We start from the raw sequence: 21,903 nt of genomic DNA, 5'->3' as shown, positions 1-21,903 counted from the left end.
TTCACGCGGTCACGCATTCGCCAGCTTTGTCGCGGCTGTTTGCGCCGTGCTCGTCTACATCGGCATCCGCGTCGCGCGCCTCGCGCGTGCCGCGCATCGCTACCTGTCCCGCATACGGATGCCGCGCCGCAACCGGAAGCCGCGTGCAGTGCTCCGCCACGCGCCTGATCGTCGCGAGATCCGAGAAATCCAGACCGCTGTCGATACCCATCGCGTCGAGATTCATCGCGACTGTGACGAGATCGACGTTGCCGGTGCGCTCGCCATTGCCGAACAGACAGCCTTCGATGCGATCCGCGCCCGCCAGCAGCGCGAGCTGCGCCGCGGCCACGGCGGTGCCGCGATCGTTGTGCGGATGCACCGACAGCACGATGCTGTCGCGGTAACCGAGGTTGCGATGCATCCATTCGATCTGGTCGGCGAACACGTTCGGCGTGGCCGCTTCGACGCTTGCCGGCAGGTTGACGATCATCTTGTGATCGCGCGTAGGCCGCCACGTTTGCGCGAGCGCGTCGCACACCTCGCGCGCGAACGGCAGCTCGGTCGTGTTGAAGGTCTCGGGCGAGTACTGGAAGGTCCAGCGCGTGCCCGGCCGCGCCTGCGCGTGTTCCTTGATGAGGCCCGTGCCTTCGACGGCGAGCGCCTTGGTCTCATCCTTCGACTGCTGGAACACGATGCGCCGGAACGACGGGCAGATCGCGTTGTACAGATGCACGATCGCGCGCGGCGCGCCTTCGAGCGCGTCGAACGTGCGTGCGATCAGCTCCGCGCGCGACGGCACGAAGACTTCGATCGTGACGTCGTCGGGAATGCGTCGCTCGTCGATCAGCTTGCGCACGAAGTCGAAATCGGTCTGCGACGCCGACGGAAAGCCCACTTCGATTTCCTTGAAACCGATCGCGACCAGCATCTCGAAGTATTCGAGTTTCTGCGCGGCGTTCATCGGTTCGATCAGCGCCTGATTGCCGTCCCGCAGGTCCGTGCTCATCCAGACGGGTGCGGCGTCGACCGTGCGACTCGGCCATTTGCGGCCGGTCAGCCTGACGGCGGGAAAAGGGCGGTACTTTTCAGCGGGATTGCGCAACATGGTGAGGTGCCTCATTCGTGGCGTCGTCGGCGGAGGGTGGGGACGTCGAGCGGTTGGCCGACTGTTCACGCATGCACGCTGCGGATGCTGCCCATGCAACGTACATGTGATCCTCTCGCATCGCCCGCGCGGTAACCGGACGAATGCAAACGACGACAGGTTGTGGAGAACTACGACGGGGGTGAAGCGAAACTGCGGGAACTACGGGGAGGACCGCCGACGGCAACCGGAGCTGCCAGCGCGCGGCGCTACGCGAGACTTAGGCCAGGCGTAGCGATAGGGGCCGCGCCAGGCGGCCGGAGATAATTCGGAGGGTGTTCGGAAGGGAACGCATGAGGCCAAATGTATGACGGCGTGCGTTGGCCTGTCAACCCGCGGCCGTCAGGCCGCCGTCTTCGCGATATCGACGATCAGCTCGACCTGCCGCTCGAGCGCGCCAGGCACCGGCGCTTCGCCGCGCAGCACGGCGTCGATCCAGGCGGCCGTGGTCGCCGCGTCGCGCGCTTCGGGCAGTTCCACTTCGGGCGCATCGGGCGACGAGCGCTCGTGCGGCAGCCGCGTCTCGCAGATGCCGTCATGCAGCCAGTCGACCTGCACCTGGCGGCGCGTATCGGCGACCGCCTCGCCTTCGGTGCCGCGCGCGAGCAGCGCACCGCCGACGGCCGCATCGGGATGCGTGACGAACAGCTGAGTGAGACTGTCGCGATACGGCGGATGCGTGTAGTTCACGAGCCGCAATCCCGCGGGTGCGAACGGCTGCAGCAGCTTCACGAGCGTATGCGTCGAATTGCGCACGCCCATGCGCCGGCGCAGCGCGAGCAGGCGCGCGAGCTTGGGCGCCAGTACGTCGATCGAGGCGAACGCGACGCGGCGCTCCGCAAGTCCAGCTTCGATCTGCGTGTGCGACTGCGCATGGGCGATGCGCAGATGTGTGAAGATTTCCGCGCTCGTCACCCGACCCAGATCCTCGGTGACGCCGTGAACCAGCACCGGCACGCCTTCGCGGGCGAGCAGCAGCGCGAGCAGCGGCACGAGGTTCGGCTGCTTGCGCGCGCCGTTGTACGACGGAATCGACACCGGCCGAAACGCGCCGTGCGGCAGCCGCACCGGCTCGAACGACGTATGCGCGGCGGCCAGCATCGCGGCGAGTTCGTCGGCGGTTTCGCCTTTCACGCGATACGCGAGCAGCACCGCGCCGAGTTCGAGATCGTCGACGCGGCCGTCGAGCATCGCGGTGTAGAGCGAGCGCGTGTCGTCGGCGGTCAGCGCGCGAGCGCCATTCGGGCCGCGGCCGATTTCCTTGATGAATCGGGCCCAGGGGAAGGGAGAAGTGGTATCGGTGGAGTCGGTCATCGTGCGCAAGAGGCGGGTGGCGTGCCGCGCCGGGCGGTTCGCTACGCCATTCGGGGAACAGTTCGGTGTGAGTATCGCATCTATGGCGAGCGGGCGAACAGCAACGAAGCGGGCCCGCAGTGGCGCGCGACGGGCCGCCTGACACGCCTCCGCGCCGTGCCGCGGGTTACACTCGATGTTTCTCGCCGCCTCGGCGGCGCACATCGGAAAACGGAGAACGGGATGAGTTACGTATTTGCACCCGCACCGCAGGTCGCGGTGCCGGTCGTGGGGTCGGGCGAGCAGTTCGCGGTGCGCCGCATCTACTGCGTGGGGCGCAACTACGAGGCGCACGCGCGTGAAATGGGCCACGACCCGGACCGCGAGCCGCCGTTCTTCTTCACGAAGCCGGCCGATGCGATCGTGTACGTCGCGCCGGGCACGACCGGCGAATTCCCGTATCCGTCGCAGACCAGTAACGTCCATTTCGAAATGGAAATGGTCGCGGCGATCGGCGAGGGCGGCAAAGACATCCCCGTCGACCGCGCGCTCGACCACGTCTACGGCTACGCGCTCGGTCTCGACATGACGCGCCGCGACCTGCAAGGCGAAGCGAAGAAAATGGGTCGTCCGTGGGATACCGCCAAGGGCTTCGATCACTCGGCGCCGCTCGGCCCCATCCATCCGGCTTCGACGGTTGGTCACATCGGCAAAGGCGGGATCTGGCTGTCGGTGAATGGCGAGGACAAGCAGCGCGCGGATGTGTCGCAGCTGATCTGGTCGGTGGCCGAGACGATCGCGTATCTGTCGACGCTGTTCGAACTGCGGCCTGGCGACCTGATTTTCACCGGCACGCCGGAAGGTGTCGGCGCGGTCGTGAAGGGTGACCTGATGAAGGGCGGCGTGGACGGGCTCGGCGAGTTCAGCGTGCGCGTCGTCTGAGACGGTTTGCGTGCAGGTGGAGGAGGCAGACAACATGAAGCTCTACAGCTATTTCCGTAGCTCGGCGTCGTATCGCGTGCGCATCGCGCTGAACGTGAAGAACCTGTCGTACGACTACGTACCCGTGCACCTCGTGCGCGAAGGCGGCGAGCAGCTGAAGCCCGCGTATCGCAAGATCAACCCCGACTGCATCGTGCCGACGCTCGCCGACGGCAGTCATTTGCTGCCGCAGTCGCTCGCGATCATCGAGTATCTCGAGGAGACGCATCCCGAGCCGCCGCTGCTACCGAAGGCACCGCTCGATCGCGCGTATGTGCGCTCGGTGGCGCTGCAGGTCGCGTGCGAGATTCATCCCCTGAACAATCTGCGCGTGCTGCGCTATCTGAAGCACACGCTGCGAGTCGACGACGACGCGAAGGACGCGTGGTACCGGCACTGGATCGACGCGGGCTTCGCGACGCTGGAGACGCATCTTGCCGGCGACGCGCGCACCGGCAAACTGTGTTTCGGCGACGCACCGACACTCGCCGACGCGTGCCTGATTCCGCAGGTATTCAACGCGCAGCGCTTCAAGCTCGACACCGCAAAGTTTCCGACGATCCAGCGCATCTACGATCACGCGATGCAACTCGACGCGTTCGCGCGCGCGGCGCCGGGCGTGCAGCCGGACGCGGAGTGAGCCCGGGATCGCTAACACTTCGACGGTAGCTCGAAACGAAAAAAGGGCGCTCCGCTGAGTGCCCTTTTCCTTTGGTTCGCCGCGAGCGCCGAGCGCCGCAACGATCACGCGATCAGCCGCCCAGTAGCGCGTCCGAGAACTCCTCCGCGCTGAACGGCTGCAGATCCTCGACCTTTTCGCCGACGCCGATGAAATACACCGGAATCGGCCGCTGCCGCGCGATCGCCGCGAGGATGCCGCCCTTCGCGGTGCCGTCGAGCTTGGTGACGATCAGGCCGGTGAGCCCGAGTGCGTCGTCGAACGCCTTGACCTGTGTGAGCGCGTTCTGGCCGGTGTTCGCGTCGATCACGAGCAGCACTTCGTGCGGCGCGCCGTCCTGCGCCTTGCCAATCACGCGCTTCACCTTGCGCAGTTCTTCCATCAGATGCAGTTGCGTGGGCAGGCGGCCAGCCGTGTCGGCCATCATCACGTCGATCTTGCGCGCGCGCGCGGCGCCGACCGCGTCGAAGATCACCGCGGCCGGGTCGCCGCTTTCCTGCGCGACCACGGTCACGTTGTTGCGCTGGCCCCACACGGCGAGTTGCTCGCGCGCGGCGGCGCGGAACGTGTCGCCGGCGGCGAGCAGCACCGATTGGTCAAAGCTCTGCAGATGCTTCGCGAGCTTGCCGATGCTCGTGGTTTTGCCCGCGCCGTTGACGCCGGCGATCATCATCACGAGCGGCTGAGCGCGGCCGAGCATCAGCGATTTTTCGAGCGGCTTGAGCAACTCGACGAGCAGTGTGCGCAAGGCGGTTTTGACCTGCAGCGGGGCCGTCAGGCGTTCGCCGCGCACTTTTTCGCGCAGCGCTTCGAGCAGGAATTCGGTCGCCTCGACGCCGGCGTCAGACATCAGCAGCGCGGTTTCGAGTTCCTCGTACAGGTCCTCGTCGATCTTCGTGCCGACGAAAATGCCGGTCAGGTTCGAACTGGTTTTCGCGAGGCCGCTCTTCAGGCGCGTAAGCCACGAGCGCTTCGCGCCGGCATCCTGCACGGGCGGCGGGACGATTTCGACGGTGTCGAGCATGGCGTCTGGCGGCTCGGGCTGCGGCTCGATGATCGTCGTGGCCACAGGAGGAACGGGGGGCGCGGTGGGCTCGATGGGCTCGATGGGCTCGATGGGTTCGGCGGTCGCAACGGGCGCGGCCTCGGCCTCGGCCTCGGGTGCCGCGCCGTCTTGCGCCGCCAGCGATTCGTCTGCGGCGGTATCGGACTCTTTCGAGCCCTTGAATCGTTTGAAAAAGCTGAACATGATCTGACGTATGGGAGAGCGCGCCGATGCGCGCAGCCGGCACGGGACCGGCGAAGCGGTGGGCAGCGCCGGGATGCGAAAAGGCGGGGCGCTGGCAGCCGCACATTTTATCAGGCGTGCCGCGGCGCGTCGTATCGGCCGCTCGGCCAGGCTGGACGCGCGCCAACCCTGTGGTAACGTGAGCGCTCCGGCCCGCGCGCATCGACGCCGTGGGCGTGTTCATCACCTAGCTGAAACTGCGCGATACTGCATGCCTCGTTTAGCACCTTCACGCGCCGCTGGCGCTTCGTCCAAAAGTGGCAAACCGCATGCCATTCGCATCATCGGCGGCGACTGGAAACGCACGCCGCTGCCCGTGCTCGATCTGGACGGCTTGCGCCCGACGCCCGACCGCGTCCGCGAAACGCTGTTCAACTGGCTCGGCCAGCGTCTGGACGACCAGCACTGCCTCGATCTGTTCGCTGGTAGTGGGGCACTCGGCTTCGAGGCCGCGTCGCGCGGCGCCGCTCGCGTGCTGATGGTGGAGCGCCATGCGCGCGCTGCCGGCCAGTTGCGCGCAAACCAGCAGCGGCTCGATGCACGCATGATCGAAATCGCCGAGGCGGACGGCCTGCGTCTTGCGGCGAGTCTCGCGCCAGGCTCGTTCGACGTCGTGTTCCTCGATCCGCCGTTCGATGCCGACCTGCTCGGCAAGGCGCTCGCGGTGGCCGTGCCGCTCGTGCGCGCCGACGGCTATCTTTATGTCGAGGCCGGCGAAGCGCTCGAACCGGCCGCGCACGAGCCACTGTCAGGCTGGGAACTCGTGCGGCAGGGCAAAGCGGGCGCTGTGCACTTTCATTTGCTGCAGCGCGAAAATAAGGAATAATGCGCGTTCCAAAAAAGGGCCGGGCGGTTTATCGTCATCCGCGCCGGTGCGAAATGCGTCGCCCGGACGTGCCCTTTTGTCTGAAGAGAGGAGAAGTCTCATGGTAGTCGCCGTGTACCCGGGCACGTTCGACCCGCTGACGCGCGGTCACGAAGACCTCGTTCGGCGCGCGTCGAGCATTTTCGACACGCTGGTGGTGGGTGTGGCCGACAGCCGTGCCAAGAAGCCGTTTTTCACTCTCCAGGAGCGCCTCGCGATTGCGCATGAGGTGCTCGGCCACTATCCGAACGTCCAGGTGATGAGCTTCAAGGGACTGCTGAAGGACTTCGTGCGGACCAACAACGCGCGGGTGATCGTCAGGGGGCTGCGCGCGGTGTCGGACTTCGAGTACGAGTTCCAGATGGCGGGCATGAACCGTTATCTGCTGCCCGACGTCGAGACGATGTTCATGACGCCGTCCGATCAGTATCAGTTCATCTCGGGCACGATCGTGCGCGAGATCGCGCAATTGGGCGGCGACGTCAGCAAGTTCGTGTTCCCGTCCGTCGAAAAATGGCTGAAGGAGAAGGTCGCTTCGCTGGATCCGCAGGACGGCGCTCAGGGGACCTGAGCCTGAGTCGCGCGAATGCCGGTTTTGACGGATCAAGACCGGCCAGGCCTCGGTGATCGGCGCCAGGTGCATCGGTCGGCTGTTCTAAGTAATGTTGGCGAGCCGTATTGGCGGCGAACGTCAATCCTGTCGTTATGCACGGGCATCGGTGTATTCGATGGTTCGCGCAAGCTGCGATGTCAATGATGATGCGAAGAACAAGAATTGTCTCTTCATCGCAAACGGGGCGATCATCAATAATCACGCCGGCTTGTCAGGTTCCTACGGAACCCTATCCGGAAAACGTCACGGGTGTGGGCAATCGATATACCTTTGTCCAATTCGCCGAGTATGAACTGACGAAGCGCACCAGTACGGTACGATGGATTTCAACAGGGTGACAGGTGCCGCATACGTGGAATTGCCGGAGCGGAGCAACCAGACGGGCATTGCAAGAGGAATGAGAAGTTTTTCCTAACCGGATAGTGCCGGCTTAGCCGAAGCAGAACAATGTCAGCTTCCCTTCGCAGCTTTCGTGAACGCCTCGGCAAGTTTGTCGAAGTGCCGGAGGGCCGCGGGCGTCAGCTCGACCTGTTTGCGGCGAGCGTCTTCGGTGTCGTTGAGCAGGAGCCAGCCCTTTTCGCGCATTGACGTGATACGGGCATGCAAGGTAGCCGGCGACCCCAGCGCACTTTGGGCCATCATGTCTCGAACCGACAGGCGTTCGTTTTTTTGCCTCATGCGAGCAACGAACTCCAGGATCTTTTCTTCGAGTGGATCGAGCGCGGGAAGTGCGGGAAGACCTCGCAGTGCTTCGGTCAATTGAAGAAATCGAAGATAGATATCAGCAGGGCGGCCCATGACCATCGCTCCAACGAAAACGCCGCTCACCCGAGCGCGGAAAGCGAACCTTGATGCCCTGCGACAACCGGGCTTCCCTATTTTATCTCCATGTCCAGCTTACGTTTGGGTTTGCTCCCGGTCGCGGGCACGGCCATCGCGTTCGCGCTGTCGCTCTGGATCGACCAGGAAGTCTTCACGCACATCGAGTTCCACGCGAACCATTTCTCTCAGGTTTGGCCGTTACAAAAACTATAACGATAAAGTCGCGCGTTGCCAAGGTTCGTGGGGGTGATCAACTCGAGCCGTCGCTGGAGGACGATTGGCTGCTTTCCGAAGGCGGATTCAACCGGTCGATGCAAAACCAGAATCGTCGATCAAGTGGCGAAGGCTGTAGGGCGCTACGTGCTCGTAGAGGATCGGCCAATCTACCGCGAGTAACGGAATCGTTGGGTCTTTCCGACACCAGTACGCAACAAACCGCGCCCAGCCCCCGAGAAACATTCCGTTGCCAGAACTCAGCAGACACGGAGGGCGAGCGACAGGCGGAACCAGCATCCGCGGCATTCCCGCCGCCAGGGTTTCAAGGGCGTCCGACGATTCGTGTGACGCCAGCAGACTGTCCTCGGTATCAGACAGGTATCGACGTACTTCTTCTGCGACGCATGTGCTGCGAAGTTCCAGGTAAGAGGCGCGGACTTCATCAAGTACTGAAGTGGGCACACACGAATAATTGGAGCCACCCAGCCTTTCCAAAGCAGCGCGCCTGACGAAGTCAGGAAGCGCCCCCAACCTAGTTTCGCAGCCGAGCAACGCATCTTGAAAGACGGGATAGCACGCGAGCCATGCAGCAGGCGGGCAGCCTACTGGTCGGCGTGCCGATAGCCACCGGTTCGTCCGGATAGCGCGTTCCGTTCCAGCCTGTTCTCTCAGGTTCATCGCTATAAAAAGCATATCAATATGGACGCGGCTCTGCATGCTTGTCGAGCCGGGCATAAAGCTATACATGGGTTTTCGGTCGCGTCGCGCAGAACTTGAGGGCCTCGCGAAATTTTTTCCGTGAGCGTCACGATATCTGTGACCGAAAGCCTGCTGCTTGTGCTCGCGGAACGCCATACGGGCACGCTATGATGCATTCGGCAAAAGCAACCGAGGATGGCTCACCGCAATGTCTAGCTTACGTTTGCATTTTTGGTCGATCGCTGGGACCCTGATCGCGTTCCTGGCGTCGCTGTGGATCAATCAGGAGGTGTTTACGCACACGTCTTTCGTGCGAGGCGTCAACTGGATTTTCCTGCCGTCTGGTGTTCGGCTTCTCAGCACGTTGCTGGTTGGGTTCGATGGTGCACTCGGCCTGCTGCTTGCCGGACTGATTACAGACTTTCTGTACTGGTTTCCGCATGACCCGGTGCGGGCAATAGCAGGCGCCTTGCTTGGGTCACTGGCACCGTATCTGGTCTACAGGTTTGCGCTCGAGTATTTCGATCTGCGCGCATCGCTGACGAACCTGACGCCGAAGCGGCTGCTTGTTCTGGCTGTCGCCTATTCGGGAGCAAATACGCTGTTTCACCACCTGTGGTTCGCGCTGGCCGGTACGACGAAGAACTGGTTCGAAAGCTTCTTCACGATGTTTGTGGGTGATCTGGCCGGCGCGCTAATCATTCTGTATGTGATGAAGGCATTGCTGGCCCTGTTGCCGAAACAGCCCGGCAATTCCCGCGTGTCGAATGGCATGTTCAGCATCCAGTTGGCGTTGAACAGCGCATACGCCAACCAGTTTGCGACGAAGGCTACCGGGCCGAGAAGCGCAGCCGTCCATGATCCTGGCGTGGGATTGCACGGCCGTGCGGGGGCGAAAAAGCTATAATGTATTGTTTTCTCTAGCAAAGTTGGTGGCGGCATGGCCCTGATGATTACCGACGAGTGCATCAATTGCGACGTCTGCGAGCCCGAGTGCCCGAACGACGCGATTTCGATGGGCCCGGAAATCTATGTGATCGACCCGAAGAAGTGCACCGAGTGCGTCGGTCATTTCGACGAGCCTCAATGCATTCAGGTGTGTCCGGTCGAGTGCATTCCGCGTGACCCGAACCACCTGGAAACGCCCGAAGGTTTGATGGCGAAATATCACGCGTTGCAGGCCGCCAAGGGCACCTGACGTTCGCGGGAGACGCGCAAAAGAAAACGGCGAAGGCCTGCGGGCCTTCGCCGTTTTCTTTTGGGGGCGGCGTTTCCGTTATCCGACGTAAGCGCTGAACATGCCGCGCAAAGCGTCGAGCAGTATGTCGCATTCGGCGTCGGTGCCGACCGAGATCCGCAAATGCCGGTCGATGCGCGGCGCGTTGAAATGCCGCACGAAAATTTCCTTTTGCCGCAACCGCGACGCGAGCGTCGCCGCGTTGTACCCCTCATGCCGCGCGAACAGCAGATTCGCCGCCGATGGCACCACCTCGAAGCCGAGCGCGGTCAATTCCGCCGCAAGCCGTTCGCGGCTCGCGATCACCTTCGCGCAGCATTCGCGAAACCACGCGTCGTCTTCGTAGGCGGCGGTGGCCGCGACTTGCGCGAGGCGGTCGAGCGGGTACGAATTGAAGCTGTCCTTCACGCGATTGAGCGCATCGATCAACGCGGGATCGCCGAACGCAAAGCCGACGCGCATGCCGGCGAGCGAACGCGACTTCGACACGGTCTGCACGACGAGCAGATTCGGATAGCGCGCGATCAGCGCAATCGCCGACTCGGCGCCGAAGTCGACATACGCTTCGTCCATCACCACGACCGAATCAGGATGGCTCGCGACGAGGCGTTCGATTTCCGCGAGCGGCAGCGGCCGGCCGGTCGGCGCGTTCGGATTCGGAAACAGGATGCCGCTGTTGGGCACCGTGTAGTCGTCGACGTTGATCGCGAAGCTGTCGTCGAGGGGGATGGTCCGATAGTCGACCTCGAACAGCTTCGCGTAGGTCGGATAGAAGCTGTAAGTGATGTCGGGAAACAGCAGCGGCTTGTCGTGCTTGAGCAAGGCCTGGAACGTTAGCGCGAGTACCTCGTCCGAGCCGTTGCCCGCGAACACCTGCTCGGCGCGGATGCCGTGATACGCGGCGACCGTTTCGCGCAGCTTGCGTGCGCTCGGATCGGGATAGCGGCGCAGTGCGTCGGCCGTGTCGCCGAGCTCGCGGCGGATCGCGTCTAGCACGCGCGGCGACGGCGGATACGGATTCTCGTTGGTATTCAGCTTCACCGGATGCGCGAGCGCGGGCTGCTCGCCCGGCACGTACGGCGTCAGACGGTGAACGATGTCGCTCCAGTAGCGGCTCAAGCGATTCTCCTTGCGGGGCCGATTGCGGGTGTCGATGAGTGTGGCGCGCGTCAGCTGTTGTTGCGATGCAGTTGCATCATTGCGCGTTCGAGCTCGCCCTTGATGATCTGCGGCATCACCGCGAGCGCGCGTTCGATCGACGCGTCGATGACCTCCTGCTCTTCTCGCCGCGGCGGCTTCAGCACATAGTTCGCGACGTCCGGCTTCGCGCCGGCGCGCGCGCTTTCGGGAATCAGATCGCGCGGATGGCCGATGCCGATCCGCAGCCGCCAGTATTGCTGCGACGACAGATGCGCGCTGATGTCCTTCAGCCCATTATGCCCGCCGCTGCCGCCCCCGAGCTTCAGCTTGACGCTGCCGGGTGGCATGTCGAGCTCGTCGTGTGCGACGAGGATCTCGTCGGGAAGAATCTTGAAGAATTGCGCGAGCGCGACGACCGATTGACCAGAGCGGTTCATGTAGGTTTGCGGCTCGAGCAGATGCACTTCCTCGCCATGCAACCGCGCTTTCGCGTAAAAGCCGTGAAAGCGCCGCTCGTCGCGCAGCGCGGTGCCGGCCTCGCGCGCGATTTGATCGACCAGCCAGCAGCCGGCGTTGTGACGCGTCGCGGTGTATTCGGCGCCCGGATTGCCGAGCCCGACGATCAGCTTGATCATGATTGCGTGAGTCCACCAAGTCCGGAAGTGAAACGTACCGGACTAGAAAAGCCGAAAAAAAACCCGCCAGGGCGAACCTCGGCGGGTCACATCGACCGTTTCATAGGAAACGGATCGAGAGGATTGCTTGCTTCGAACCGGAAGGCTCTTAAGCAGCCGGCGTTTCGCCACCTTCAGCAGCAGCAGCGTCTTCAGCGATTGCGCCAGCCGGGATCGTTGCAGCAGCGACCACCGGGTTTTCCGCGTCGACGTGGGCCACGAGCGCCACACCTGCCGGCAACGGGATGTCCTTCGCGTGAACCGATTGACCTGCTTCGATCTTCGCGAGGTCGACTTCGATGAACTCCGGCAGTGCCGACGGCAAGCACTCGATTTCGATTTCGTTGAGGATGTGCGAAATCACCGCGCTCGACAGCTTCACTGCCGGGTTGGTTTCCTGGTTCAAGAAGTGCAGCGGCACCTTGGTGTGCAGCTTCTTCGTCGCGTCGACGCGCTGGAAGTCCACGTGCAGCACGAGCTGACGGAACGGGTGGTATTGCACGTCGCGCAGCAGAACCTGTTGCGACTTGCCTGCCACTTCCAGATCGAGGATCGACGAGTGGAAAACTTCTTTCTTCAGCGCGTGCCACAGGGCGTTGTGATCGAGTTCGATCAGTTGCGTGTCAGCGCCGGCGCCATAAACGATACCCGGGGTCTTGCCCGAGTTACGCAGGCGGCGGCTCGCACCCGTACCTTGCAGGGAACGCTCGAAAGCGACTACTTTCATGTTGAATCTCCAATGCACTGCCCGCGACCAGGCAGTAAAAACAGGGCCTCGAAGCCGTAATGGCTGAGGCCCAGGATAGCGGCAAGAACCTTCGTTCGTTCATGCCGATTGTGCAAAAACGCCGCGTGTCGCGTGAAGCGGTACGCGGTGTCTTCGCAAATGCTTAACTCTCAGCGAACAGCGACATCACCGAATCGCCGCGGCGGATGCGCGAGAACGTTTCGGCGAGCAAACCGGCGCTCGTCAGCGAACGGATCTTCGCGCACGAACGGGCTTCTTCGCCGAGCGGAATCGTGTCCGTGACAACGAGTTCGTCGAGTGCGGAAGCGGCAATACGCTCACCCGCGCCGCCCGACAGAACCGGGTGGGTGGCGTACGCGAATACCTGCTTCGCGCCGCGTTCCTTCAGAACCTGCGCGGCCTTGCACAGCGTGCCAGCCGTGTCGACCATGTCGTCCATGATCACGCAGGTGCGGCCTTCGACTTCACCGATGATGTTCATCACTTCGGCGACGTTCGCCTTCGGGCGACGCTTGTCGATGATCGCGAGATCGCAATTGAGTTGCTTCGCCAATGCACGGGCGCGGACCACACCGCCGACGTCCGGCGAAACTACCATCAGGTTGTCGTAGTTCTGCTTGCGCAGATCCCCGAGCAGCACGGGCGTTGCGTAGATGTTGTCGACCGGGATGTCGAAGAAGCCTTGAATCTGGTCGGCGTGCAGATCCATCGTGATGATCCGCTCGACGCCGGCGATTTCCAGCATGTTCGCCACGACCTTAGCCGAGATGGCGACTCGCGCCGAACGCGGGCGACGATCCTGACGGGCATAACCGAAGTAGGGGATGGCTGCGGTGATCCGGCCTGCGGATGCGCGCTTGAGCGCATCGACCATGATCATCAGTTCCATCAGATTGTCGTTAGTCGGTGCGCACGTGGATTGCAGGACGAAGACATCCTTGCCGCGCACGTTTTCCTGAATCTCGACTTGGATTTCACCGTCCGAGAAACGGCTAACCATTGCTTTGCCGAGGGGAATACCGAGGTTTTTGACGACTTCCTGTGCAAGCGCGGGATTTGCGTTGCCAGTAAAAACCATCAGGCCGTCATGGCTGCTCATCGTGCACCTACTTCAGGCTGGGGGCGGGAGAAATGCGAACTACAGCGAACTACGAGAATTTTTGGCAGGGGAGAAAGGATTCGAACCTTTGCATGCCGGAATCAAAATCCGGTGCCTTAACCAGCTTGGCGACTCCCCTACACTAACTTTGAGCTCCGCCGAACGTGGAGTTTCGTTCGACGATGCAAAACTTATGACGCGAAAGCAAAGAGTGGATGCTGATCCAAGCCCGCTGCTACTGCGCTGTTCCACTCGCCGGGCAGTTTGGCTTGCGCCGCTTCTGCTTCAGCTTTGCTACGGAACGCTGCAAAAACGCTGGCACCCGATCCGGACATCCGCGCTGGCGCGATGCTTTCAAACCACCGCAACACTTGCGCTACTTCCGCGTACTTTCCTACGACAACTTGCTGCATGTCATTCCGGCCGAAGCTTTCTGGCCATTCAGTGTTGCAGCTGTGTTCTGCAGGAAAGTCCGTAATTTTGAGGGGCTTTGTATCTCTTGTCAACGCTTTTTCGGAAAAAATCGCTGCAGTCGGAACCTGCACCCTCGGCGTCACTACCAGGAAGTAACGCGGCGGCAATTGTACAACGTCCAATGATTCTCCGACACCCTCTGCAAACGCATTTTTTCCAAATACGAAGAAAGGCACGTCCGCGCCGAGTTTCAACGCAAGATCCTGCAACTCCTGACGTGGCAGATCGAGCTTCCACAGGCGATTGAGCGCGAGCAGCGTCGTCGCCGCATCGGAACTGCCGCCGCCGAGGCCCGCGCCCATCGGCAGGCGCTTGTCGATTTCGATATCGACGCCTTCGCGGGAGCCCGTATGTACCTTCAGCAACGTCGCGGCGCGTACGGTCAGGTCATGCTCGGGTGGCACGTCGGCGATTTCGGTGCGGCGCGTGATGAAACCGTCGTCGCGTCGCGTGAAGTGCAGCGTGTCGCCCCAGTCAAGCAACTGGAAGACCGTCTGCAGCGTGTGATAACCATCCGGCCGACGGCCGGTGATGTGCAGGAAGAGATTGAGTTTCGCTGGCGCGAGACAGTCGCGCAGCGAATTGCTTGTTTCGATCATGAGTGAAGGCTATATGCGCCACGGTGGCGCCAAACGGGTAGCAAGGTTACGTGAGCGGATGCTGGACAAAAGGCCCAGCAAGAACGACTCACTGATCCAGCACGAGCTTGATGTCGAGTGGCGGCTCCGAGCGGCTCAGATTGAGGCGCTTCACGCCGGTGGCTGGCGCATCGGCATAGGCCACATAGTCGATCGTCCAGCCGTCCTGGGTGATCTGCTTCAGGCGCGACGGTTGCTCCGGATCCTTCTCGGTCTTCGCGCGCGAAGTCGGCGCCGGCGACGGTTGCAGCCAGTAGCGCAACCCTTCGACCGGCAGCGTGAAGCCGAGCGCGTTCTGCATCAGCGTCGACACGTTATCGGCGGTGAGCGGCTGGCGGTTCGGCAATTCGAGCGTGGCCGAAGCCGGCGACGAAGTCACGATGGCCAGCGTCTGGCCAAGCGGATTGCGCAACTGCAGCGTGACGGTGTCGCCCGTTTCCTGCCACGAGAAATTGCCGTAGGCGTTGCGCTGCTGGCCGTTCTGATCGTTGTATTGGATCGCGAAGCGGCCCTGATACGAGCGGCTCGTCTGCGCGGTGACTTCGGTGGCGGCGTTCGACGTGGACGGCCCCTGCGGCTTCACCGACGCGCAGCCGGCCAGCGCGACAACCGCCGCCGCCGCGAAACCAACCGCCATGCCGCGCGGCGCCCTGGAAAAAGAAATCAAACGCGAAAGACGCATCAAAGATTGTTTACCTGAAGACGTTGCAACGTTTTGACGAGCGTCTCGTTGTCGGGTTCGAGCTTGCGAGCCTCGCGAAACGCGGCGCGCGCCTGTTCCTGCTCGCCGGCCTTCCACAGCACTTCGCCGAGGTGCGCGCCGATTTCCGCGTTCGGCTGGAGGCTGTATGCCTTGCGCAGCAGCTTGATCGCATCGGCCGTGTCACCCATCCGGTACTTGACCCAGCCGACGCTGTCCATGATGAACGCATCGTTCGGTGCGAGCGCCGAGGCCTTCTCGACCAGCTTGTCCGCCTCTGGCAGGCGCTGGTTGCGATCTGCGAGCGAATAGCCGAGCGCGTTATACGCCTGCGGATTGTCCGGCTGCGTCTGGATCAGCTTGCGCAGCTGCGCTTCCATGATGTCGTAATGGCCGGTTTTCTCGGCGGCCATCGCGTAGTCGTAGGTGAGGTCGGGGTCGTCGGGAAAGTTCGCCGTGGCTTGCTGCAGACGCGCTTCGGCCTCCGGGTAGCGCTTCGCGTCGAACAGGATCGCCGCATCGGTGCGCGCGATCAGCGCCACATCACGCGGATCGGAGGTCTGCAAGTTGGAAAGCAACTGGCGCGCCTCCTCGGTCTTGCCCTGTTTCGCGAGCAGTTGCGCGCGGGTAATCTGCGCGGCCAGGTATTGTTGACTCGCTGGCGAGATCTTGTTCAGCCAGTCGCTCGCGGCCGCCTCATTCTTCTGTTCGAGCGCTAGCTGCGCGAGGTAGATGTAGGCCTGGCCCGCATCGACACCCGGCGTCTTCTCGGCCTGCTGCGCGTACTGCACCAGATACGTCTGCGCTTCGGGGAGATTCTTCTGCTGGATCTTGATCAGCGCGAGGGCCATCAGCGGTGTCAAGTCGTTGGGGTTTGCCTTGCGCATGAGTTCGAACTGCTTCTGCGCGTCGTCGAGACGGTCGCTGGCAAGATACATCTGCGCCAGCGCGAGCCGTGCGTCATGCGATTTCGGATTCTGCTGCACGTACTTTTCGAGCGACGCGATGCCTTCCTTGCGCTCCTCCGGACCCATTTGCGACAGCATCAACGCCGCCGGCAGATAGTCGGGCTTGATCGTGAGCGCCTGCTCGAGCGACTTGTGCGCGCCCGGCGCGTCGTCGGCCAGCAACTGCTGACGCGCGAGGGCCAGTTGCGCCTCCGGCCGGTTCATGTCGTTCTTCAGCAGGTCCTGCAACACGTGCAGGCCACCGACGCGGTTCGGGCCGCGCGACAACAGCAGTTGCAGCGCGAGGATCGCGCTGCCGCGATTTTCCTCGGGTACCTTCGCCAGTTCTTGCGACAGGATTTGCGAAGCATCGTCGGGCTTGCCAGACAGCACGAGCAGCGACGCGTCGAGCTGGGCGGCGCGTTCCGAACTCGGCGCGTACTGTTGCCACAGTTGCGCGGCGGCGAGCGCGTCCGACGGGCTCTGCGCCGCCAGCGCTATCTCGGTGGCGCGTTGCGCCATGCGCGGGTCGTGAGTGTCGCGCGCGAGCGCGAGGTAGGTCTGATAGGCCGGTGCCGGCTGGTCGCGCTGCAGCGCGATCTCGGCGGCCAGCACCTGGAAGACGATCTGGCTCGACAGCGGTACGCCGGGCAGCGACTTTTCGTCTTCAGGTGTTGCCGGACCCAGCGGGTCCGGCATCGTGACCGACGTGTCGTCGGAATCCGGCGACGGGTCCTGCGCATGCGCGGGCACGGCGGCCAGCGCACACAATCCGAGCGCGGCCGCACCGAGCATCCGGCGAGCGGACACGGCGAGCGGCACGTTGGACACGCGCGCGCGGCGCTTTGATAGCAGCTTCACGAAGGACACGTTCATGGAAATCCGTTCAATGTTTCAGTCGATTGTAACGCGCTCGCTACAATACGCGCACAACCACTCACGCAAGTAGCAGACCAATCAGCCATGCCAGAGTTGCCAGAAGTCGAGGTTACCCGACGGGGGATCGAACCGTATGTGTCCGGGCGCAAGGTTGAGCGCGTCGACGTGCGGACGGCCGCGCTGCGCTGGCCAATTCCGGCCGACCTTGCGAAAACCTTGCGCGGCCACGTGGTGCGCAAAGTCGAGCGACGCGGCAAGTATTTGCTGTTCGAAATCGACGCTGGGTGGTTCATCGTCCACCTCGGCATGACGGGCACGTTGCGCGTTCTGCGTCATGTGCCGCATCCGCCTGCCGCGGCGAAGCACGATCATGTCGACTGGATCTTCGACGACTTTATCCTGCGCTATCGTGATCCCCGCCGCTTCGGCGCGGTGCTATGGCATCCGCGCGAAGCAGGCGACATCCTCGAACATCCGCTGCTCGCGAGCCTTGGCGTCGAGCCTTTCTCGCCGGCTTTTTCGGGCGCGCTGATGCATCGGTTGACGCGCGGGCGCAAGGTGTCGGTGAAGCAGGCGCTGCTGGCGGGGGACATCGTGGTCGGCGTGGGCAATATCTACGCGTCGGAGAGTCTGTTTCGCGCGGGCATCCGGCCGACCACCGCGGCGCGCCGCGTGTCGCTCGTGCGTTATGAACTGCTGGCCGATGCCGTGCGCGTGACGCTCGCCGCCGCGATCGACAAGGGCGGCAGCACGCTGCGCGATTTCGTCGGCAGCGACGGCGAAAGCGGCTATTTTCAGCTCGACTACTTCGTCTACGATCGTGCGGGCCTGCCATGCCGCGTGTGTGGAACGCCAATCAAACAGATCGTGCAGGGGCAACGCTCCACGTACTTCTGTCCCACTTGCCAGCGCTAGATTCTCGATGCCTTCCCGCCTGACCCCAACGACCGGCGCGCGCTCCAGCGCGTCCGACACCACGCCCGCGTTTGCGCCGATGCCCGAGTTTTCCGCGCGGCTGATCGCGTGGCAGCGCCAGCACGGCCGCCACGATCTGCCGTGGCAGAACACGCGCGATCCGTATCGTATCTGGCTGTCCGAAATCATGCTGCAGCAGACCCAGGTGTCGACGGTGATTCCGTACTACGCGAAATTTCTCGCGCGTTTCCCGAATGTCGCCGCGCTCGCCGCCGCGCCGTCCGATGACGTGATGGCGCTGTGGGCCGGCCTCGGCTACTACACGCGCGCGCGCAATCTGCATCGCTGCGCGCAGGTCGTCGTCGAGCAGCATGGCGGCGCGTTTCCCGCGTCGGTCGATGAGCTCGTCGAGTTGCCCGGCATTGGGCGCTCGACGGCCGCGGCGATCGCGTCGTTCGCGTTCGGCGCGCGCGCGACGATTCTCGACGGCAACGTGAAGCGCGTGCTCGCGCGCGTGTTCGGCGTCGAAGGCTTTCCGGGCGAGAAGAAAGTCGAGAACGCAATGTGGACGCTCGCGGAGTCACTGCTGCCGTCGAATGCGTCGAACGCGGAGCTCAGCGGGTACACGCAGGGCTTGATGGATCTCGGCGCGACATTGTGCGTGCGCGGCAAACCCGATTGCACGCGCTGTCCGTTCGCGCCGGACTGCGTTGCCAACGTCACCGGACGTCAACGTGAATTGCCGACCGCGCGCCCGAAGAAAGCGGTGCCGACACGCCGTACGTGGATGCTGCTGCTGCGCGACGGCAATGCGGTGATGCTCGAGCGGCGTCCACCGTCGGGCATCTGGGGTGGTCTGTGGAGTCTGCCCGAAGCTGCCGACGAAGCATCGCTGGCCGAGCGGGCGCGCGCGTTCGGCGGCGACGGCGAAGTGTCCGCGCTCGCGTCGTTCTCACACGTATTCACGCATTTCAAGCTCGATATCGAACCGCGGCTTGCGGAGTTCGATCGCGGTGTCGGCGCCCTGGCCGCGCTCAACGATGCGGACACCGCATGGGTTGCGCTCAGCGATCTGGATTCGTTCGGCGTGCCGGCGCCGGTGCGCAAGCTGCTCGCCAGTCTGCATGGTTCGTTGCTCTAGCGGAATGGATCGGAGGTGCTGAGCGGGCGACTTGGGGCCGACGCGGCAGCCTTCACGACTTCAGGATTTCACAGCAACTGATGCTGTTGCATGTAGTGATGCACGACGTCGATGCGTGCCCCGGCATCGGTTAATTCCATCAGCTTTTGCCGTGCGCGCAACGCGATTGGCAGCACCTCGGCGAGACGGTTCGACACCCACGACGGATCGTCGAGCCGGAACGGCTCGGCGAACGGTAGGCTGTCCGGATCGCGTTCGCGGATCGTTGCGATGATCCGCTCGAGCACTTCCGCGCACGCGCCGAATTTGGCCAATAGCTCATTGCCCTCGAGCGGGAGATCATCGGCGAGCGGCTCGGCCATGCCGACCAGCAGACCGCTCGCTTCGACGCGATGCGATAACAGACGAAAGCGCGTCGTGCCGCGCGCGCGAATCAGCAGCATGCCGAATGCTTCGACGTCGCACTCGTCGATTTCGGCGAGACAGCCGATCGTTTCAGGTACCGAAGGTTCTTCCTCGCGCGCGACTTCCGCGCCGCTTTTCAGCATGCAAACGCCGAACGGTGTTTTTTCGCGCAGACAGTCGCGCGCCATGTCGAGGTAGCGCGCTTCGAAGATTTTGAGCGGCAGCAAGCCATCGGGAAATAGCACCGTATGCAGCGGAAACAGCGGCAAATCGGCGTACACAGTAGGTGTAGAGGACATGGCGCAACGCTTCGGGTTAAGGCCGCGCGATGCGGCCGGTTAAGCCACCAGCTTCGATGATTCGCCGACGTCGACCGGCGCATCGCGGTGCCGCACAATCACATTCGCCGATGTTGCGAGACGCGCGGCAAGCGTCTCCGCGATAAATACCGAGCGGTGCTGGCCGCCCGTGCAACCGATTGCGACGGTCAGGTAGCTGCGATTGTCGTCGCGGAAATGCGGCAGCCACTTGGACAGATACTTCTCGATGTCGTCGATCATCTCGTGGACGACCGGCTGCGCATCGAGAAAATCCATGACCGGTTTGTCGAGGCCGGTGAGCGGCCTCAATTCATGATCGTAGTATGGGTTCGGCAGCGTGCGTACGTCGAATACGAAATCCGCGTCGAGCGGTACGCCGCGCTTGAAGCCGAACGACTCGAACATCAGCACGAGCCCCGCGTCCTCCTGTTCGATGAAGCGCTTGACCCATGCGCGCAGCACGTTCGCGCGCAGATTGCTCGTATCGATCTGATGGCCGAATTCGGCAAGTCCCGCGACCAGTTCGCGCTCGCGTTCGATCGCTTCGGCGAGCGACGTGAGCAGGCCAACGTCCGCATCGTGCGCGGGCGAGCCGGACAGCGGATGGCGGCGACGCGTTTCGGAAAAGCGTTGAATCAGCGACTGCGTGCTCGCGCTCAGGAACAGCACGCGCACGTCGTGCGAGCGCTTGAGGTCGCGGATCATCGCGGGCATTTCGTCGAGCGACGAACCGGAGCGCGCGTCGATCGCGACCGCGAGACGATCCTGGCCGTCCGCGGCGAGGTAGGTGGCGAGTTGCTGCAGGAAACGCGGCGGCAGATTATCGACGCAGTAATAACCCGCGTCTTCGAGCGCGTTCAGGGCAACGGATTTGCCGGAGCCGGAGATACCGGTGATCAGGATTATGCGCATGGAGTCGTCGAAAGCGTAGATTTCATCATAGCATCTGGCCTCCATGCGCGTGCCCGCGGCCTGCCTTCTGCGGGCGCTTCATGGCGCTGTGGCGGGCTTCAGATCAGCTTGCCGGGAAACTGGCTATCGGGATCCTGCATGGCGAGACGTTGCCGATCCATGAAATCGCGCAGCGTGTCGATACCGCGCAGCTGCAGAATCGTATTGCGCACGGCCGCTTCGACCAGCACCGCGAGGTTGCGGCCGGCGGCCACCTGGATCGTCACCTTGCTGATCGGTAGGCCGAGCACGTCGACGGTCTGGCTTTCCAGCGGCAGCCGCTGGAATTCGCCGTCGGGGCGGCGCACCAGTTGCACGATCAGCTTCAGTTTCATTTTGCGGCGCACCGCCGTTTCGCCGAAGATCGTCTTGATGTCGAGCAGACCGAGGCCGCGAACTTCGAGCAGGTTCTGCAGCAGCGGCGGACAGCGTCCTTCGACGAAGTCCGGGCCGAGGCGCACGAAGTCGACGGCGTCGTCGGCGACGAGACCGTGGCCTCGGCTAATCAGTTCGAGGCCGAGCTCGCTCTTGCCGAGGCCCGAGTCGCCGGTCAGCAACACGCCCATGCCGAGGATGTCGAGAAACACGCCGTGCAGCGTCGCGCGCGGCGCGAGAATGCGCGACATGTAAAGACGCAGACTATCGATCACCGCGGCCGCCGAGGTCGGCGTCGTGAACAGCGGCGTCGACGAGCGCGTGCAGCGCAGCACCAGCTCCGGCGGCGCCGCGACTCCGCCCGCGACGACGAGAAACGGCGGCTCCAGCGCGATCAACTCGGCCATGTGGCGCGAGCGGTCTTCGTCGGTCTGACGTTTGTAGTAGTCGATTTCAGCGTCGCCGAGCACCTGGATCCGGTTGGGGTGGATCAGGTTCAGGTGGCCGACGAGGTCGGCGCTCGACGTGGCATTGGCGACCGATTCCGAAGAAAAGCCGCGCTCCCAGCCTTCATGCCCCGTGAGCCAGCTGAGCTTCAGCATGGCGGCGTTGTCGTCGAAAATGCTTTGGGCGTTGATGCTGGACGTATCCATGAGTCAGTGACTCCAGTGTGAGCCG

21 protein-coding genes, 1 tRNA gene and 2 pseudogenes are annotated in these 21,903 nt (G+C 63.2%); 9 read left to right on the top strand and 15 right to left on the bottom strand.

Going from position 1 to position 21,903, the window contains the following annotated elements:
• Positions 1-100 precede the first annotated feature (100 nt).
• Positions 101-1,087 (bottom strand): annotated as a pseudogene (locus OKW38_RS17230) (2-isopropylmalate synthase); the annotation flags it as partial.
• A gap of 381 nt (positions 1,088-1,468) precedes the next feature.
• The gene (gene ybiB / locus OKW38_RS17225) at positions 1,469-2,440 is read right to left on the bottom strand and encodes a DNA-binding protein YbiB (protein WP_187628737.1); all 972 of its coding nucleotides are present in this window, start codon (positions 2,438-2,440) and stop codon (positions 1,469-1,471) included.
• Positions 2,441-2,662: 222 nt separating this feature from the next.
• Between ybiB and OKW38_RS17220 the strand changes: the two genes are divergently transcribed.
• Positions 2,663-3,361 carry a fumarylacetoacetate hydrolase family protein gene (locus OKW38_RS17220; RefSeq protein ID WP_429362427.1) on the top strand — a complete coding sequence of 233 codons (699 nt, stop codon included), beginning with the start codon at positions 2,663-2,665 and terminating at the stop codon, positions 3,359-3,361.
• Between the two features lie 34 nt (positions 3,362-3,395).
• Positions 3,396-4,040, top strand: a complete 645-nt coding sequence (maiA, locus tag OKW38_RS17215; RefSeq protein ID WP_429362425.1) for a maleylacetoacetate isomerase — start codon at positions 3,396-3,398, stop codon at positions 4,038-4,040.
• Positions 4,041-4,152: 112 nt separating this feature from the next.
• On the opposite strand, the gene ftsY is transcribed toward maiA, so the two are convergent.
• Positions 4,153-5,328 carry a signal recognition particle-docking protein FtsY gene (gene ftsY / locus OKW38_RS17210; RefSeq protein ID WP_429362423.1) on the bottom strand — a complete coding sequence of 392 codons (1,176 nt, stop codon included), beginning with the start codon at positions 5,326-5,328 and terminating at the stop codon, positions 4,153-4,155.
• A 250-nt stretch (positions 5,329-5,578) separates the two neighbouring features.
• On the opposite strand from ftsY, the gene rsmD reads away from it, so the two are divergent.
• The 3 genes and pseudogenes from rsmD to OKW38_RS17195 form a co-directional block, all read left to right on the top strand.
• Positions 5,579-6,193, top strand: a complete 615-nt coding sequence (gene rsmD, locus OKW38_RS17205) for a 16S rRNA (guanine(966)-N(2))-methyltransferase RsmD (RefSeq protein ID WP_429362421.1) — start codon at positions 5,579-5,581, stop codon at positions 6,191-6,193.
• 100 nt (positions 6,194-6,293) lie between these two features.
• Positions 6,294-6,803, top strand: a complete 510-nt coding sequence (coaD, locus tag OKW38_RS17200) for a pantetheine-phosphate adenylyltransferase (protein ID WP_062125937.1) — start codon at positions 6,294-6,296, stop codon at positions 6,801-6,803.
• 296 nt (positions 6,804-7,099) lie between these two features.
• Positions 7,100-7,260: pseudogene (locus tag OKW38_RS17195) on the top strand (porin); the annotation flags it as partial.
• A gap of 35 nt (positions 7,261-7,295) precedes the next feature.
• On the opposite strand, the gene OKW38_RS17190 reads toward OKW38_RS17195, so the two are convergent.
• Positions 7,296-7,643 carry a MarR family transcriptional regulator gene (locus tag OKW38_RS17190; protein ID WP_090802929.1) on the bottom strand — a complete coding sequence of 116 codons (348 nt, stop codon included), beginning with the start codon at positions 7,641-7,643 and terminating at the stop codon, positions 7,296-7,298.
• 1,147 nt (positions 7,644-8,790) lie between these two features.
• On the opposite strand from OKW38_RS17190, the gene OKW38_RS17185 reads away from it, so the two are divergent.
• Both OKW38_RS17185 and OKW38_RS17180 read left to right on the top strand, forming a co-directional pair.
• Positions 8,791-9,489 (top strand): hypothetical protein, encoded by a 699-nt coding sequence (locus OKW38_RS17185; protein WP_244144964.1) that lies wholly within the window; start codon positions 8,791-8,793, stop codon positions 9,487-9,489.
• 33 nt (positions 9,490-9,522) lie between these two features.
• Positions 9,523-9,780 (top strand): YfhL family 4Fe-4S dicluster ferredoxin, encoded by a 258-nt coding sequence (locus OKW38_RS17180; RefSeq protein WP_090802933.1) that lies wholly within the window; start codon positions 9,523-9,525, stop codon positions 9,778-9,780.
• 78 nt (positions 9,781-9,858) lie between these two features.
• Here the strand turns inward: OKW38_RS17180 and hisC are convergent, their stop codons facing one another.
• The 8 genes from hisC to OKW38_RS17140 all read right to left on the bottom strand — a co-directional run bounded on the left by hisC (position 9,859) and on the right by OKW38_RS17140 (position 17,115).
• The gene (gene hisC / locus OKW38_RS17175) at positions 9,859-10,938 is read right to left on the bottom strand and encodes a histidinol-phosphate transaminase (protein ID WP_429362420.1); all 1,080 of its coding nucleotides are present in this window, start codon (positions 10,936-10,938) and stop codon (positions 9,859-9,861) included.
• 50 nt (positions 10,939-10,988) lie between these two features.
• Positions 10,989-11,594 (bottom strand): aminoacyl-tRNA hydrolase, encoded by a 606-nt coding sequence (pth, locus tag OKW38_RS17170; protein ID WP_429362418.1) that lies wholly within the window; start codon positions 11,592-11,594, stop codon positions 10,989-10,991.
• Between the two features lie 148 nt (positions 11,595-11,742).
• Positions 11,743-12,360, bottom strand: coding sequence for a 50S ribosomal protein L25/general stress protein Ctc (locus tag OKW38_RS17165; RefSeq protein ID WP_090802936.1), 618 nt, complete (start codon positions 12,358-12,360; stop codon positions 11,743-11,745).
• Between the two features lie 163 nt (positions 12,361-12,523).
• Positions 12,524-13,480: a ribose-phosphate pyrophosphokinase gene (locus OKW38_RS17160; RefSeq protein WP_008921698.1), complete on the bottom strand. Its 957-nt coding sequence runs from the start codon at positions 13,478-13,480 to the stop codon at positions 12,524-12,526.
• Between the two features lie 62 nt (positions 13,481-13,542).
• A tRNA-Gln gene (locus tag OKW38_RS17155) sits at positions 13,543-13,619 on the bottom strand.
• 52 nt (positions 13,620-13,671) lie between these two features.
• Positions 13,672-14,553 carry a 4-(cytidine 5'-diphospho)-2-C-methyl-D-erythritol kinase gene (ispE, locus tag OKW38_RS17150; protein ID WP_429362417.1) on the bottom strand — a complete coding sequence of 294 codons (882 nt, stop codon included), beginning with the start codon at positions 14,551-14,553 and terminating at the stop codon, positions 13,672-13,674.
• 88 nt (positions 14,554-14,641) lie between these two features.
• Positions 14,642-15,274, bottom strand: coding sequence for a lipoprotein insertase outer membrane protein LolB (gene lolB, locus OKW38_RS17145; protein WP_184062483.1), 633 nt, complete (start codon positions 15,272-15,274; stop codon positions 14,642-14,644).
• Positions 15,274-17,115, bottom strand: coding sequence for a tetratricopeptide repeat protein (locus OKW38_RS17140; protein ID WP_090802939.1), 1,842 nt, complete (start codon positions 17,113-17,115; stop codon positions 15,274-15,276). Before OKW38_RS17140 ends, lolB begins: the two co-directional genes overlap by 1 nt.
• 87 nt (positions 17,116-17,202) lie before the next feature.
• Here OKW38_RS17140 and mutM point away from each other — a divergent pair, with 87 nt between their 5' ends.
• Together mutM and mutY are read left to right on the top strand one after the other, a co-directional pair.
• Positions 17,203-18,033 carry a bifunctional DNA-formamidopyrimidine glycosylase/DNA-(apurinic or apyrimidinic site) lyase gene (mutM, locus tag OKW38_RS17135; protein WP_090802940.1) on the top strand — a complete coding sequence of 277 codons (831 nt, stop codon included), beginning with the start codon at positions 17,203-17,205 and terminating at the stop codon, positions 18,031-18,033.
• 7 nt (positions 18,034-18,040) lie between these two features.
• The gene (mutY, locus tag OKW38_RS17130; RefSeq protein ID WP_429362415.1) at positions 18,041-19,174 is read left to right on the top strand and encodes an A/G-specific adenine glycosylase; all 1,134 of its coding nucleotides are present in this window, start codon (positions 18,041-18,043) and stop codon (positions 19,172-19,174) included.
• Positions 19,175-19,242: 68 nt separating this feature from the next.
• Here mutY and OKW38_RS17125 read toward each other — a convergent pair whose 3' ends face one another.
• The 3 genes from OKW38_RS17125 to hprK all read right to left on the bottom strand — a co-directional run bounded on the left by OKW38_RS17125 (position 19,243) and on the right by hprK (position 21,878).
• Entirely contained in the window at positions 19,243-19,878 is a 636-nt protein-coding gene (locus OKW38_RS17125; RefSeq protein WP_184067043.1) for an LON peptidase substrate-binding domain-containing protein, read from the bottom strand.
• Between the two features lie 39 nt (positions 19,879-19,917).
• On the bottom strand, positions 19,918-20,811 hold the full coding sequence (gene rapZ / locus OKW38_RS17120) for an RNase adapter RapZ (protein WP_041734268.1): 894 nt from the start codon (positions 20,809-20,811) through the stop codon (positions 19,918-19,920).
• A 98-nt stretch (positions 20,812-20,909) separates the two neighbouring features.
• On the bottom strand, positions 20,910-21,878 hold the full coding sequence (gene hprK, locus OKW38_RS17115; protein WP_008921706.1) for an HPr(Ser) kinase/phosphatase: 969 nt from the start codon (positions 21,876-21,878) through the stop codon (positions 20,910-20,912).
• Positions 21,879-21,903 lie beyond the last annotated feature (25 nt).

The sequence above is a fragment of the Paraburkholderia sp. MM5496-R1 genome, assembly GCF_050436205.1.
Classification (GTDB): Bacteria; Pseudomonadota; Gammaproteobacteria; order Burkholderiales; family Burkholderiaceae; genus Paraburkholderia; species Paraburkholderia tuberum.
This window is presented reverse-complemented; position numbering and strand designations above follow the sequence as displayed.

Bases quoted from the DNA above. Each gene is read 5' to 3' on its own strand.
- ybiB (WP_187628737.1), bottom strand. From the start codon at position 2,440: ATGACCGACTCCACCGATACCACTTCTCCCTTCCCCTGGGCCCGATTC.
- OKW38_RS17220 (WP_429362427.1), top strand. From the start codon at position 2,663: ATGAGTTACGTATTTGCACCCGCACCGCAGGTCGCGGTGCCGGTCGTG.
- maiA (WP_429362425.1), top strand. From the start codon at position 3,396: ATGAAGCTCTACAGCTATTTCCGTAGCTCGGCGTCGTATCGCGTGCGC.
- ftsY (WP_429362423.1), bottom strand. From the start codon at position 5,328: ATGTTCAGCTTTTTCAAACGATTCAAGGGCTCGAAAGAGTCCGATACC.
- rsmD (WP_429362421.1), top strand. From the start codon at position 5,579: ATGCCTCGTTTAGCACCTTCACGCGCCGCTGGCGCTTCGTCCAAAAGT.
- coaD (WP_062125937.1), top strand. From the start codon at position 6,294: ATGGTAGTCGCCGTGTACCCGGGCACGTTCGACCCGCTGACGCGCGGT.
- OKW38_RS17190 (WP_090802929.1), bottom strand. From the start codon at position 7,643: ATGGGCCGCCCTGCTGATATCTATCTTCGATTTCTTCAATTGACCGAA.
- OKW38_RS17185 (WP_244144964.1), top strand. From the start codon at position 8,791: ATGTCTAGCTTACGTTTGCATTTTTGGTCGATCGCTGGGACCCTGATC.
- OKW38_RS17180 (WP_090802933.1), top strand. From the start codon at position 9,523: ATGGCCCTGATGATTACCGACGAGTGCATCAATTGCGACGTCTGCGAG.
- pth (WP_429362418.1), bottom strand. From the start codon at position 11,594: ATGATCAAGCTGATCGTCGGGCTCGGCAATCCGGGCGCCGAATACACC.
- OKW38_RS17165 (WP_090802936.1), bottom strand. From the start codon at position 12,360: ATGAAAGTAGTCGCTTTCGAGCGTTCCCTGCAAGGTACGGGTGCGAGC.
- OKW38_RS17160 (WP_008921698.1), bottom strand. From the start codon at position 13,480: ATGAGCAGCCATGACGGCCTGATGGTTTTTACTGGCAACGCAAATCCC.
- ispE (WP_429362417.1), bottom strand. From the start codon at position 14,553: ATGATCGAAACAAGCAATTCGCTGCGCGACTGTCTCGCGCCAGCGAAA.
- lolB (WP_184062483.1), bottom strand. From the start codon at position 15,274: ATGCGTCTTTCGCGTTTGATTTCTTTTTCCAGGGCGCCGCGCGGCATG.
- OKW38_RS17140 (WP_090802939.1), bottom strand. From the start codon at position 17,115: ATGAACGTGTCCTTCGTGAAGCTGCTATCAAAGCGCCGCGCGCGCGTG.
- mutM (WP_090802940.1), top strand. From the start codon at position 17,203: ATGCCAGAGTTGCCAGAAGTCGAGGTTACCCGACGGGGGATCGAACCG.
- mutY (WP_429362415.1), top strand. From the start codon at position 18,041: ATGCCTTCCCGCCTGACCCCAACGACCGGCGCGCGCTCCAGCGCGTCC.
- OKW38_RS17125 (WP_184067043.1), bottom strand. From the start codon at position 19,878: ATGTCCTCTACACCTACTGTGTACGCCGATTTGCCGCTGTTTCCGCTG.
- rapZ (WP_041734268.1), bottom strand. From the start codon at position 20,811: ATGCGCATAATCCTGATCACCGGTATCTCCGGCTCCGGCAAATCCGTT.
- hprK (WP_008921706.1), bottom strand. From the start codon at position 21,878: ATGGATACGTCCAGCATCAACGCCCAAAGCATTTTCGACGACAACGCC.